Here is a 12,836-nt window from a genome sequence, read left to right on the forward strand (position 1 = left end):
CGCACTTCTTCCCCGGCCCCGACCTGTCGGACCCGGCTGGAATACTCGACGGTGTGATCGAAGCACTGGACCCGGAGCAGCAGGAGGCGGTTCTCGCGCCGCGCGGACCGGTGTGCGTGCTGGCGGGTGCGGGCACCGGCAAGACCCGCACCATCACGCACCGCATCGCGCACCAGGTGTCCACGGGGCACGTCGCCGCAGGTCAGGTCCTCGCCGTCACGTTCACCTCGCGTGCGGCGGGGGAGATGCGGGCGCGGCTGCGCAGCCTGGGCATCGGCGGGGGCGACGGTCAGCCGGGCGTGCAGGCGGTCACCTTCCACGCCGCCGCGATGCGCCAGTTGCGGTACTTCTGGCCGCGCGCGATCGGCGACACCCGCTGGGAGCTGCTGGACAACAAGTTCCCCGTGATCGGCCGCGCCGCCCGCGACTGCGACCTGCGGCCCGAGACCGACACCATCCGCGACCTACTCGCCGAGATCGACTGGGCGAAGGCCTCGCTCGTCACGCCGGAGACATACGCCAAGGCGGTCGAGGACGCGGGCCGCACCTCCCCGATGGCCCCGGGCACCGTCGCCGACGTCTACGCCGCCTACGAGCGGCGCAAGACCGACCAGGACGGCAACCGCCTGCTCGACTTCGACGACCTGATCCTGGTCACGGCCGCGATCCTCGAGGACAACCACGTGGTCGCGGAGGAGTTCCGCGACCGCTACCGCAGCTTCGTCGTCGACGAGTACCAGGACGTCACCCCGCTGCAACAGCAGCTCCTCAACGCCTGGCTCGGTGACCGCGACGATCTCACGGTGGTGGGCGACGCGAACCAGACGATCTACTCGTTCACCGGTGCCACCCCGAGCTATCTGCTGGACTTCACGCGCCGCTTCGAGGACGCCACCATCGTCCGGCTGCAGCGCGACTACCGCTCCACCCCGCAGGTGGTCGCGCTCGCCAACAAGGTGATCGGCGCGGCGCAGGGCAGGGTCGCCGGTACGCGGCTCGAGCTCATCGGCCAGCGCCCCGACGGGCCGGCCCCCGTCTACGCCGAGTGCGACGACGAGCCCGCCGAGGCCAAGCTCGTCGCCAAGCGCATCAAGGAGCTGCTCGTGCAGGGCGTCCCCGCCAGCGAGATCGCCATCCTCTACCGGATCAACGCGCAATCGGCCGTGCACGAAGCCGCCCTCACCGAGGCGGGCATCCCCTACCAGGTGCGCGGCGGCAGCGCGTTCTTCGAGCGGCCCGAGATCGGGCAGGCCGTCCGCGCGCTCATGGACCGGGCGGGTCAGTTCGGCGGCGTCGCGGGCGAGGAGCTGCTGTCGCTGGTCAAGGGGGCGCTGGAGCCGCTCGGCCTCACCGCGGAGGCGCCCGACGGTGCCCGGGCCCTCGAACGGTGGCAGGCGCTCGGCGCGCTGGTCGAGCTCACCGCCGACCTGGCGAAGGAGCGGCCCGGCCTCACGCTGGCCGAGCTCATCGGCGAGCTCCGCGCCCGCGCCGAGGCCAAGCATCCGCCCACGATGCAGGGCGTCACCCTCTCGTCGCTGCATGCGGCGAAGGGCCTGGAATGGGACGCGGTCTTCCTCGTCGGCCTTACCGAGGGTTCGGTGCCGATCTCGCAGGCCATCGCCAAGGGCGATCCCGAGCCGATCGAGGAGGAGCGCCGCCTGCTCTACGTCGGCGTCACGCGCGCCCGCGAGCACCTGCACCTGTCGTGGGCGCTGGCGCGCAACGAGGGCGGCCGGAGGACCCGCAAGCGCACGCGCTTCCTCGACGTCGTCGCCGGGCAGGCCGACGCGGGCAGACCCCGGATCGACGCCGGGCCGAGCAGGGGCAAGCGCCGCTCCTCCGACATCTGCCGGGTGTGCGGCGGCATCCTCGACACCCGCGAGGAGAAGCTGCGTTCGCGCTGCGAGGACTGCCCGTCGGACCTCAACGACGCGCTCGTCGAGGCGTTGAAGATCTGGCGCACCGGCCAGGCCCGGGACCAGCAGGTGCCCCCGTACACGATCTTCTCGAACGCGACGCTGTTCGCGATCGCCGAGCATCAGCCGCGCACCCGCGCGCAATTGGTGCGGATCAACGGCATCGGTTCGACCAAGGTGGAGAAGTACGGCGACGAGGTGCTCGCGCTCGTTTCCGAACATGCCTGAACTCCGCGAAACCGCAGGTCAAAAATAACTTGTGCGAATAGTTTCGCCCGCATACTGTGGAACACGACCGCACGGGATGACGCGCGAGGAACCGCTTTGGCCGCCTCGCCCGCCGGAACGTGATTGACCAGCGCGCGAAAGGAGGCAAACGAAATGAACAACGCAATCAACACCGCAAGCAAGCAGTTCACCGCAGCAGAGGGTGGAGTGTTCGCTGCCGTAGCGGTTCGTATCGAGGCCTCCCACGCGCTGCCCGGCATGTCGCCACGTCTCTGGCGACTGCGCCAGGAGCAGGCGACGTACGCCGTCGATCACGAACCGCTCACGCGCCCCGTGTGTCTTTCGCACCGAGGTTAGGTCCTCAGACCCACCTCTTCGCATTCACCACGGGACCCGCAGCCGCGCGGAACCCGTGGATTCGCGGTCTCTCGTCACCCCGTCCGGGGTCGAGGGCCGCCACACGGTTCGCGCACTCACCACAGAACATCCCGTGCGCCTGACCGGGCGCCGCTACCGAGGCCACCTGAACCCCAGGTGGAAAGGTGACAAGAAGTGCCGACCATCATGGAGGACCGTCCCGTGGAACGGACCGTCCGCACCATCGATTCCATCAGTATCACCCGACCGACCAGAGTCGAGAACCGTGTGCCCTGCCGCGCCGGGGATCCCGACCTCTGGTTCGCCGAGGCCCCGTCGGACCTCGAGCGGGCCAAGACCCTCTGCGGAACCTGCCCCCTCCAGCGCGCCTGCCTGGCCGCCGCCCTCGAGCGCGGCGAGCCCTGGGGCGTGTGGGGCGGCCAGATCTTCGAGCAGGGCGTCGTGATCGCGCGCAAGCGCCCGCGCGGCCGGCCGCGGAAGAATGCGGCCTGAGCGCAGTGAGCCCCGATCCGAGTGGATCGGGGCTCACTCGTTTCCGGGGCACGGACGCTCCGGGGCGCCGCACGGGCCGCCGTCCCGTCGGCGCGGCGATGATCGCAGTCCGGCGCGCGCCCCGCGCTGTGACGGCCGACCCGAAAGCCGTCCCGACGTTGTCCGCGAAACCATTGCGACCGCACAGTGACGGAGCGCACAGTTGATCCACGCCGATCGACTGAGAGTTAGGACGCCCGATGACGGACCGGACCACTGAGGACCTGGCGGAGGGCATCGCCCGCTCCCGCGACACCGACTACCTGGACATGGAGGCGCTGCTCTCCGACGAGGAGAAGGACCTGCTGGTCAAGGTCCGCAAGTTCGGCGACAAGGAGCTGCTGCCGATCGTCAACGACTACTGGGAGCGCGGGGAGTTCCCCTTCGAGATCCTGCCGAAGTTGCGCGAACTGAAGATCGTCGGCGACACCATGACCGGCTACGGCATCACACCCATGACCGCCGTCGGGCAGGGCCTCGTCTCCTACGAGCTGGGCCGCATCGACGGCAGCATCGCCACCTTCCTCGGCGTGCACGTGGGCCTGGCCATGCAGTCGATCTACATCCTCGGCTCCGAGGAACAGCGGCAGCGCTGGCTGCCGGCGATGGCGAACCTCGACAAGATCGGCGCGTTCGCGCTCACCGAGCCCGACCACGGTTCGGACTCGGTCGCGCTGGAGGCCACGGCCACGCGCGACGGGAGCGACTGGATCCTCAACGGTCTCAAGCGCTGGCCCGGCAACGCGACGTGGTGCGATGTGATCGTCGTGTTCGCCCGCGACACCGGCGACGGCAAGGTGAAGGCCTTCGTGGTGGAGAAGGGCGACCCGGGGTACAGCGCCACCAAGATCGGCGGCAAGGTCTCGCTGCGCATGGTGCAGAACGCCGACATCGTGCTCGACGACGTGCGCGTGCCCGACGACCGGCGGCTCGTCAACTGCAACGGCTTCCCGGACGTGTCCAAGGTGCTCATGGGCACCCGGAACGCGGTCGCCTGGTCGTCGACGGGGCACGCGGTCGCGGCCTACGAGATCGCGCTGACCTACGCCCAGCGCCGCATCCAGTTCGGCAAGCCGATCGCGGCCACGCAGAGCGTCCAGAGCAAGCTCGTGGAGATGCTCGCCGATGTCACGTCGATGCAGCTCTACTGCATCCGCCTCGGGCGCCTCCTCGACGAGGGCGCCGTCACCGACACCATGGCGGCCCTCGCCAAATACTACTGCAGCGTGAAGGCCCGGCACGTCTGCCGGATGGCCCGCGATGTGCTGGGCGGCAACGGGATCACCCTCGACTTCCACGTCATGCGACACCTGTGCGACATGGAGGCGCTGGTCACCTACGAGGGCACCGCGGAGATCCAGTCGCTGCTCGTGGGCCGCGAGGTCACGGGCAAGAGCGCCTTCGTCTGATCCGTGTCGTCAATCCGGCGGACCGCCACCGCGCCGCGTGATACACCTCACAGTGCGATCGCACAGCGCGGTGGCGGCCCCGCGGGGCGAGTGAGAGGCGGCGCGTGATGTCCATCGATCCCATCCTGATGCCCACGGCCACGTCCCCGATCCGCGACGCGGTGGTCACCGCGAAGGAGGCCGTGCGCCTCGTCCGCGACGACGATCACCTCGTGCTGGAGGGCTTCGCGGGGCAGGGCTTCGCGGAGGAACTGGTGCTGGCCCTGGAGGAACGCTTCCTCGCGACGGGGTCGCCGAAGGACCTGTCGCTGGTGTTCACCGTCGCGCAGGGCGACCGGGGCGAGCGCGGCACCGTCCACCTGTGTCACGACGGGATGCTGAAGCGGGCGATGGGCGGCCACTACGGCATGTCCCCGGCGCTGCAGAAGCTCGCACTGTCGGGCGAGATCGAGGCCTACAACCTGCCGCAGGGCGTGATCGCGCAGCTGCTGCGCGACACCGGCGCCGGGAAGCCGGGGCTACTGACGCACGTCGGCCTCGGCACCTTCGCCGATCCCCGCCTGGGCGGAGGCAAGGTCAACGACGCCACCACGGAGGACCGGGTCCGGCTCATGGAGATCGACGGTCGCGAGTACCTCTTCTACAAGGCCTTCGACCGGCTCGACGTGGCCTTCCTCCGCGGCACCACCGCGGATCCGAGCGGCAACGTGACGATGGAGAAGGAGGCGCTGACGCTCGAGGCGCTGGAGACGGCGATCGCGGTGCACAACAAGGGCGGCCTCGTGATCGTGCAGGTCGAGCGCATCGCCGAACGCGGCTCGCTGAACCCGCGCGACGTGAAGATCCCCGGAGCCCTGGTGGACTGCGTCGTCGTCGCGAGCACGCCCGCGCACCACACGCAGTCGTGGGGCTCGCAGTACAACCCGGCGATGAGCGGCGAGATCCGCCAGCCGATGGGGTGGATCGACCCGATGCCGCTCGATCCGCGCAAGGTGATCGCGCGCCGCGCCGCGCTGGAGCTGCGCCCCAACTCCGTGGTCAATCTCGGCATCGGCGTCCCCGAGGGCGTCGCGGCGGTCGCGGCCGAGGAGGGGGTCCTCGAATACCTCACGCTCACCGCCGAGCCCGGCGTCATCGGCGGCATGCCCGCGGGCGGTACCGATTTCGGTTCCGCCATCAACGCCGACGCGATCCTCGCGCAGCCCTCCCAGTTCGACTTCTACGACGGCGGCGGGCTCGACGCCGCCTTCCTCGGCATGGCCCAGGCCGACGGTGCCGGCAACGTCAACGTCAGCCGGTTCGGTCCGCGCCTCGCGGGCGCCGGCGGATTCATCAACATCAGCCAGAACGCCAAGGCCGTCTACTTCCTGGGCACCTTCCTCGCACCGTCGCGCACGGAGGTCGCCGACGGTGCGATCCTCACCTCGGACGGTCCCGCGGCGCCGAAGTTCGTGCCGTCCGTCGACCAGCGCACGTTCTCCGGCGAGTACGCGCGCAGGTCGGGGCAGCCGGTCATGTACATCACCGAGCGGTGCGTCTTCCGGCTCTCCGAGCGGGGCATGGAGCTCATCGAGATCGCGCCCGGCATCGATCTGCACCGCGATGTGCTGGACCTGCTGGGGTTCGAACCCGTCATGGACGCGCCGCCCGCGATCATGGATCCGCGGATCTTCCGCGACGATCCGATGGGTCTGCGCGACGACCTGCTCTCGGTGCCGCTCGAGGCCCGGTTCAGCTACGACGAGCGGCGCAATCTGTTCTTCATGAACTTCGAGGGGGTCGCGGTCCGCACGGAGGAGGAGGTGGCCCGGGCGGCGGACGAGATCGAGCGGCGGCTCGCCGAGATCGGGCGGCCCGTCAACGTGGTGATCAACTACGACAACTTCGTGCTGGGGCCCGACCTCGTCGACGACTACGCCACCCGGGTGCGCCGGATGAGCAAGTACTACGCGTCCGTGACGCGGTACACGACGTCGGCGTTCCTGCGGCTCAAGCTGGCGGACCACCTCGCCGACCGGGGGCTCGCCCCCCACCTCTACGAGAGCCGGACGGAGGCGGTCGCCGCGACGAATCCCGCCGGCGCGGACTAGGCGGGTCCGGCGCTCGGTGCGGACTGCGACAGGCACACCAGGTGTCCGTCCGGGTCGCGCACGACGGCCATCCGCTCGCCCCACGGGCGCTCCTCGGGCGGGTCCACGACGTCGCCTCCCCGGCCGGCCCAGGTCTCGACGGTGCCGTCCAGGTCCGGGACCGCGAGTCCGAGGGCGACCGCGGTGTCGCTGGGGGTCGCCGGCCGTTCGTGGAGCATGACCTCGACGCCGTCGGCGGTGGCGAGCCACGCGAGCTCGCCCGCGGTGGCCGTGCGCCGCAGGCCGAGGAGGCCCGCGTAGAAGGCGAGGGCGGGGTCGAGAGCGGAGACGGAGACGACGAGGCGGGAGAGGGACGCGGTCATGGTCGCGACGCTACGATTATCGACAGGTACCTGTCAATAAGGAGGGTGAATGGACCGCCCGCAGCTGCTCACGGAACTGGTCGACGAGGTCTTCCGGGCGGGCGCCGTCCTGCTCGCGGAGGGCGACGAACTGGCCGCCGGGATCGGGACGACGGCCGCCGGATGGCGCGTGCTCGGGCTGCTGGCCGACGGTGCCGCCACCGTCGCCGACATCGCGCGGCGCCGCGGCCTGCGCCGCCAGAGCGTGCGGGAGACGGTGGAGCGCCTCGAGCGCGACGGCCTCGTCGTGCGGGAGCCGAACACCGCGGACCGTCGTGCGCCCCTCGTCGCGCTCACGGACCGGGGCCGCGCCGCGCTCCGCGCCGTCGAACCGGCCCGAGCGGACTGGGCCGAGCGCCGGTCCGCCGGCCTCGACCCCGCGGACCTGGTGGCCGCGCTGCGCCTGCTCAGGCGCCTGCGCGAGGGCTGAGCGGGGTCATTCGTCGCCGTCGAGCAGCGGGATCCAGTGCTCGACGATGGCGCGGTAGGGCGCCTCCGCCTCCATCTGCGAGCAGATGCCCACCATGCCGAGCAGGACCCGGAAGAGCATCACGTACTCGGGCGGCAGCGCGAGTTTGCGGCCCGTCTGGAACTGCTCGCCGCGCACGTCGGTCGCGGTGTACGCGGCCTTCATCAACCACTTGCGGGTGAAGTGGAAGCTCTCCGACCGCAACGGGTCGACGTAGGGCGCGAGGTAACTGCGGATCTCCTCGGGCGTGATGTCGAGCCGCGGCGGGATGAAGCCCTGACTGCGCAGCAGGGGGAAGAGCGCCTCGTAGTCCTCGTCGCGCGCGAGTCGCAGGATCTTGCCGACCGCCGGCGGGATGCCGCCCGGGTACTCGGCGACGGCGCCGAAGTCGAGGGCGATGAGCCGCCCGTCGGGGGCGATCATGAAGTTCCCGGGATGCGGGTCGCCGTGCAGGAGCCCGGTGCGGGCCGGCGCGCTGACCTCGAACTCGGTGAGTTTGAGCGCGGCGTCGTTCCGCTCCTCCTGCGTGCCGTTGGCGATCACGTCGCGCAGCGGGCGGCCCGCGACCCACTCGCTGATGATGACCGTCGGCGCGCTCGCGAACACCTTCGGGACCTTCACGTTCGGGTCACCGTCGAAGGCCTTGGCGAACTTGCGCTGGTTGGTGGCCTCGTACCGGTAGTCGAGCTCGGCCTCGGTGCGATCGGTCAGCTCCTGGACCAGTGACTTCACGTCGGCGCCGGGCGTGAGCGGCTTGAGGACCGAGCTGAGTCTGCCCAGGGCCTTGAGGTCGGCGCGCAGGGCCTCGTCGGCGCCCGGGTACTGCACCTTGACCGCCACCTCGCGGCCGTCGGACCACACCCCGCGATGCACCTGCCCGATCGACGCGGACGCGGCCGCCTCGTCGTCGAAGGAGCTGAACCGGTCGCGCCACCCCGTGCCGAGCTGCTGGTCGAGCACCTTGTGCACGGTCGCGGCGGGCATCGGCGGCGCCTCGTTCTGCAGCTTGGCGAGGGCGTCGCGGTAGGGCGCCGCGTACTCCGGCGGCACGGCCGCCTCCATCACGCTCATCGCCTGGCCGAGCTTCATGGCACCGCCCTTGAGTTGGCCGAGCACCTCGAAGAGCTGCTCCGCGGCCTTGGCCTGCAGCTCCGCGTTCACCTCGTCCTTGTCGGCGCCGGCGAGCCGCTTGCCCCAGCCCACCGCGGTGCGGCTGGCCATGCCGAGCGGCAGTCCCGCCAGCTTGGCCGTGCGCTTGGCGCTGCCACGGGTGATCTCGGACACCTGGCCCCCTGAAGTCAACGAGCAGCCTCGGTCGCGGCGGCGGTGACCCCGCATCCGCACCCGGGGTGCATGAACCATCGTCGGACGGCGATCGCGCTGCCCTCGATCTCCAAAGTACAGCCGACGACGTCGGGAGGGTCCGGGGAGTCCCACCGTCCGGCGGCGACGGCCGCGACCTGCTGCGCCGCGACCGCCGCCGTGATCCGCAGGATCTGCGGTGACGCGCGTCCCGCGCGCCCGAACAGCTGGCAGGCCAGTGTCGGCCAGCCGGGGTCGGCATCCGTCCGCGTGCGATCCAGGCACCGCAGGCACGGGCCGGCGCCGGGCAGCACGAGGGGGCCGACGATCCCGGTACCGTCGCGCAGGACCACCGGCAGGTGCGGCACCCGCTCGCGCATGAGCCGCGCGACGAGGACGGGGTCGGGGGAGAGGGCGTCGGCGAGGACCACGAGGTCGACGCCGCGTCCGGCCGGCGTCCAGCTCCGCGCGGTGCCCGCGGTCACCCGGACCGCGCCGAGCGCCGCGAGTTCGCCGAGCACGGTGTCCGCGACCGGACCCCTGCCGTGGAGGTGCACCTGCAGCGGGGAGTGGGGCGGTTCCGGCTCGAGAAGGCCGTGGCCGCGCAGCACGTCCAGGAGCTCCGCGACGTCGGCGGCGGTCATGCCCAGGTCCGCGGCGCGACGCTCGAGTTCGCGCGGGGTGCGGAAGGTCTGCAGCCAGCGCAGCAGGCCCGCGGTCGTGTCCGGCGCCAGCCACGGGGGCGGCTGCAGGACGGGGGCGCCGGTCGCGGAGGCGCCCACTTGCACGAGGGTGGGTGGGCGCACCACGACGGTGAGGTACGGATTCAGGCGGTGCCGCATGGACCCAGTCGATCACGCCCGGCACCGTCGACCCTGCGGAAAGACCCGGTTATCCACAGGGGACAACCGGGCCTGACCGGGTGTGATGCGCCGCGCGGCGGATTACTCGTCGCCGGACTCGCGCCCCAGCCGCTCGATCGCGGCGATCGGGTCGTCGAGGTCCGACGGGTCCGCGCCGGACGCATCGCCCAGCATGCGGTCGATGAACGCCGCGGGCGCGTCGAGGTCGGAGGCGTCGGGGATGAGGTCCGGGTGCGCCCAGACCCCGTCGCGCGCCTCCATCGAGGTCGCGTTCAGGATCCGCTCCCACAGGTCGGCGGCCTCGCGCACCTTGCGGGGGCGCAGCTCCAGGCCGACGAGGGTCGCGAAGGTCTGCTCGGCGGGACCGCCCGATGCGCGCCGGCGGCGCATCGTCTCGCGCAGCGCGGCCGCACTCGGCAGCCGGTCGGCGATCGCCGCGTGCACGACGGTCTCGACCCAGCCCTCGATGAGCGCCAGCAGCGTCTCCAGCCGCTCCAGTGCCGCGGTCTGCTCCGGCGTGGCCTTGGGCTGCAGCGCGGCGCCCTGCGCGGCCATGAGCTCCTCGAGCTTCGCCGGGTCCTGCAGCGCGGTCGGGTCGAGGTTGCGGGAGAGCTCCTCGATGCCCGACATGTCGATGGTGATGCCGCGCGCGTACTGCTCGACGGTGTCGAGGACGCGGGCGCGGAGCCACGGCACGTGCGAGAACAGCCGCTGGTGGGCCGCCTCACGCGCGGCGAGGAACACCAGGATCTCCTGATCCTTGATGTCGAGGTCCTTGCTGAAGGCCTCGATCGCCTCGGGCAGCAGTGCGGCGGTGTCCTCCGGGCCCAGCGGCAGGCCGATGTCGGTGCTGGTGAGCACCTCCTTCGACAGCGACCCCAGTGCCTGGCCGAGCTGGGTGCCGAAGGACATCGAGCCGATCTGGCTGAACATGCCCATCATCGGCGCGGCCATCTCGCGCGCCTCCTCGGGCATGCTCTGCATCCACGACCCGGAGATCTTCTCCGCGACCGGGTTCACCAGCCGCTTCCAGGTGGGCAGGGTCTTCTCCTGCCAGTCGACGGGCGTCCACGCGGCCGTCCTCTGCGGGCCCGCGGGGAGCACCGTGGCACCGTCGAGCCAGAGCTGCGCGAGGTGCGTCGACTCGTCCACGGCCTTGCGCTGGCCGTCGGAGACGGGCTCGTGCTTGCCGAGCGTCTGGCGCGCGAGCTGCGCCGCGATGGTGTAGTTGACGGGTTCGCCGGTGCCGGCGCCGGGGCCGGTCATGCCGGAGCCCATGCCGGAGATCATCTGGCCGAGTTGGCTCAGCATGTCGCCCAGCTGCGACATGTCGAAGGGCTGACCGGCGCCGAAGGGCTGGTCCCGTCGGCCTTTGCCGTCGTCACCGCCGTCGTCGCCGGAGGAGAATCCGAAGGGCAGGTCATTCATGTCTCCACGGTACTGCCCCGGACCGGCGGTGGCCGCCCCGTCCGTCACGCTCTGCGCGAACACCCGGCGGTTACGCTGTGGCCCGTGACGGAACGCAGGATCACGACAGCTCTCGCCGCCCTGGTGCCGCTCCTGGTGCTCGTGTTGCTGGGGATGTTCGTGACGGTCCCCTACGTCGCGGTCGGCCCGGGTGACACCGCCGACACCCTGACCACGTACGCCGAGCGCGACGCCGACGGCAAGGTCGAGAACCGGAAGGTCATCACCATCGACGGGCTCCCCGTGCACCAGCCGGCCGGCCAGTTGCGGTTCACCACGATCGCCGTGACCGACGGCCTCAACCTCTACGGCGCCCTCGCCAAGTGGATCGGCGGCGGGCAGATCGCGCCCCGCGACGCCTACTATCCGCCCGGCGCCACCCGGGAGCAGATCGAGGCGGGCAACCGGGAGCAGTTCACCGGCTCCGAGTCGTCGGCCACCATCGCCGCACTGCGGTACCTGCGGATCCCCACCGCCACCGGCGTCGTCGGGCTGAGCGAGGGCGGCCCGGCGCAGGGCAGGCTGCGGGAGGGCGACGTCCTCGAGTCGGTCGACGGTGCGCCCGTCGCGGCCCCCGACCAGGTCGCCAAGAGTCTCGAGGGCAAGAAGAAGGGCGATGTCGTCACGGTCGCGGTCCGGCGCGCCGACGGTGCCGCCCAGGTGCCCGTCACGCTCGGCGAGTCCGACGGCAAGCCGCGCCTGGGCATCGTGGTGGGGCAGGTGCCGGCCGACCCGAAGATCCGCATCGGCTTCGGCGTGCAGCAGGTCGGCGGCCCCTCGGCGGGCCTCATGCTGTCGCTCGGCATCGTCGACCTGGTCGAGCCGGGCGACCTCACGGGCGGGCGGAACGTCGCCGGTACCGGGGAGATCGCCTCCGACGGCAAGGTCGGGCCGATCGGCGGCATCGAGCACAAGCTCCAGGGCGCCAAGCGTGACGGCGCGACGGTCTTCCTGGTTCCCGCCGCGAACTGCGATGCCGCGAAGTCCTCTCCGCCGGCGGATCTGCAGCTGGTCAAGGTCGAGTCGCTCGACGGTGCGATCAAGGCGCTCGCCGACGTCCGCGAGGGGCGCCCCGCGCCCTCCTGCTGACCCGCGCGAGCGAACCGCGCGGGGCCTAGTCCTCGTCGAAGGTGGCGAGGAGGCCCTGGACCAGGCCGGGTGCGAGCTGGTCGGCCTGCAGCAGGTCGGAGTCCGCGAACGGATCGTCGTCGTCGGGCTGCAGCGTGAGCAGGGTGATCCGGTGACCGTCGCGCAGCACCGCGGCGACCATGCGCGCCGTGCGCCGCTCCGGGTGGCTCTCGGCGGCCGCGCGGCCCGCCCGGTCGGCGGCGTCCACGTCGGCCAGGTGCGGTTCGAGCGCCCCGTCGAGATCCGCCTCGGCGTTCGGCGGCAGCACGATGATCTCCTGCACCAGGGCGCACCCGACCACCTCGTCGGGCCAGGTGGTGGTGGCGAGCACGTGGTCGAGCTCGGCGCTCCCGCCCCGCGGATCGCCGGGCAGCGGCTCCTGCTCGATGACGGTCAGCGAGGCTCCGTCGTCGAGGATGTCGGCCCATTCCGGCTGGCTGGTGGCGAGGAGCGACGTCGGGACCAGTCCGAAGAGCTGGGGCGGCTGACCCCAGCCCTGCGGCTCCACGAACTCGATGGCCTCGCGGGCCGCGCGGCCGAGGGCCGCGTCGTCGAATACCTGCTCCGGCTCGTCGTAGGTCACGCGCCCATGATCGCATCCGTGCCGCGCGCGGTACCACGTCGGTGAGCACACGCGAGTCCGATGTCGGGCAA

At 71.5% G+C, this 12,836-nt stretch carries 11 protein-coding genes; 6 read left to right on the top strand and 5 right to left on the bottom strand.

The window, feature by feature from the left end:
- Positions 1-53: 53 nt before the first annotated feature.
- The 4 genes from ELY19_RS13850 to ELY19_RS13865 all read left to right on the top strand — a co-directional run bounded on the left by ELY19_RS13850 (position 54) and on the right by ELY19_RS13865 (position 6,552).
- Entirely contained in the window at positions 54-2,144 is a 2,091-nt protein-coding gene (locus ELY19_RS13850; RefSeq protein WP_126196726.1) for an ATP-dependent DNA helicase UvrD2, read from the top strand.
- Between the two features lie 564 nt (positions 2,145-2,708).
- Positions 2,709-3,014, top strand: a complete 306-nt coding sequence (locus ELY19_RS13855; RefSeq protein ID WP_126198843.1) for a WhiB family transcriptional regulator — start codon at positions 2,709-2,711, stop codon at positions 3,012-3,014.
- A gap of 239 nt (positions 3,015-3,253) precedes the next feature.
- Positions 3,254-4,462, top strand: a complete 1,209-nt coding sequence (locus ELY19_RS13860) for an acyl-CoA dehydrogenase family protein (RefSeq protein WP_126196727.1) — start codon at positions 3,254-3,256, stop codon at positions 4,460-4,462.
- 107 nt (positions 4,463-4,569) lie between these two features.
- A complete protein-coding gene (locus ELY19_RS13865; RefSeq protein ID WP_126196728.1) occupies positions 4,570-6,552 on the top strand; it encodes an acyl CoA:acetate/3-ketoacid CoA transferase in 1,983 nt (660 codons plus the stop codon).
- Here the strand turns inward: ELY19_RS13865 and ELY19_RS13870 are convergent.
- Entirely contained in the window at positions 6,549-6,914 is a 366-nt protein-coding gene (locus ELY19_RS13870; protein WP_126196729.1) for a VOC family protein, read from the bottom strand. The genes ELY19_RS13865 and ELY19_RS13870 overlap by 4 nt on opposite strands.
- A gap of 49 nt (positions 6,915-6,963) precedes the next feature.
- Here ELY19_RS13870 and ELY19_RS13875 point away from each other — a divergent pair, with 49 nt between their 5' ends.
- Positions 6,964-7,383 (top strand): MarR family winged helix-turn-helix transcriptional regulator, encoded by a 420-nt coding sequence (locus ELY19_RS13875; protein ID WP_126196730.1) that lies wholly within the window; start codon positions 6,964-6,966, stop codon positions 7,381-7,383.
- A gap of 6 nt (positions 7,384-7,389) precedes the next feature.
- Here ELY19_RS13875 and ELY19_RS13880 read toward each other — a convergent pair whose 3' ends face one another.
- The 3 genes from ELY19_RS13880 to ELY19_RS13885 form a co-directional block, all read right to left on the bottom strand.
- Entirely contained in the window at positions 7,390-8,706 is a 1,317-nt protein-coding gene (locus tag ELY19_RS13880) for an ABC1 kinase family protein (protein ID WP_126198844.1), read from the bottom strand.
- A 14-nt stretch (positions 8,707-8,720) separates the two neighbouring features.
- Positions 8,721-9,566, bottom strand: a complete 846-nt coding sequence (locus ELY19_RS23510; RefSeq protein WP_164711600.1) for a bacteriocin biosynthesis cyclodehydratase domain-containing protein — start codon at positions 9,564-9,566, stop codon at positions 8,721-8,723.
- A 102-nt stretch (positions 9,567-9,668) separates the two neighbouring features.
- Positions 9,669-11,015, bottom strand: a complete 1,347-nt coding sequence (locus tag ELY19_RS13885; protein WP_126196731.1) for a zinc-dependent metalloprotease — start codon at positions 11,013-11,015, stop codon at positions 9,669-9,671.
- Between the two features lie 84 nt (positions 11,016-11,099).
- On the opposite strand from ELY19_RS13885, the gene ELY19_RS13890 reads away from it, so the two are divergent.
- On the top strand, positions 11,100-12,143 hold the full coding sequence (locus ELY19_RS13890) for a YlbL family protein (RefSeq protein ID WP_126196732.1): 1,044 nt from the start codon (positions 11,100-11,102) through the stop codon (positions 12,141-12,143).
- A 25-nt stretch (positions 12,144-12,168) separates the two neighbouring features.
- On the opposite strand, the gene ELY19_RS13895 is transcribed toward ELY19_RS13890, so the two are convergent.
- Positions 12,169-12,765, bottom strand: a complete 597-nt coding sequence (locus ELY19_RS13895) for a PPA1309 family protein (RefSeq protein WP_126196733.1) — start codon at positions 12,763-12,765, stop codon at positions 12,169-12,171.
- Positions 12,766-12,836 lie beyond the last annotated feature (71 nt).

It is taken from the genome of Tsukamurella paurometabola, from assembly GCF_900631615.1.
GTDB lineage: Bacteria > Actinomycetota > Actinomycetes > Mycobacteriales > Mycobacteriaceae > Tsukamurella > Tsukamurella paurometabola_A.

Coding starts and splice junctions, on each gene's coding strand:
- ELY19_RS13870 (WP_126196729.1), bottom strand. CDS start 6,914: ATGACCGCGTCCCTCTCCCGCCTCGTCGTCTCCGTCTCCGCTCTCGAC.
- ELY19_RS23510 (WP_164711600.1), bottom strand. CDS start 9,566: ATGCGGCACCGCCTGAATCCGTACCTCACCGTCGTGGTGCGCCCACCC.
- ELY19_RS13860 (WP_126196727.1), top strand. CDS start 3,254: ATGACGGACCGGACCACTGAGGACCTGGCGGAGGGCATCGCCCGCTCC.
- ELY19_RS13855 (WP_126198843.1), top strand. CDS start 2,709: ATGGAGGACCGTCCCGTGGAACGGACCGTCCGCACCATCGATTCCATC.
- ELY19_RS13875 (WP_126196730.1), top strand. CDS start 6,964: ATGGACCGCCCGCAGCTGCTCACGGAACTGGTCGACGAGGTCTTCCGG.
- ELY19_RS13885 (WP_126196731.1), bottom strand. CDS start 11,015: ATGAATGACCTGCCCTTCGGATTCTCCTCCGGCGACGACGGCGGTGAC.
- ELY19_RS13865 (WP_126196728.1), top strand. CDS start 4,570: ATGTCCATCGATCCCATCCTGATGCCCACGGCCACGTCCCCGATCCGC.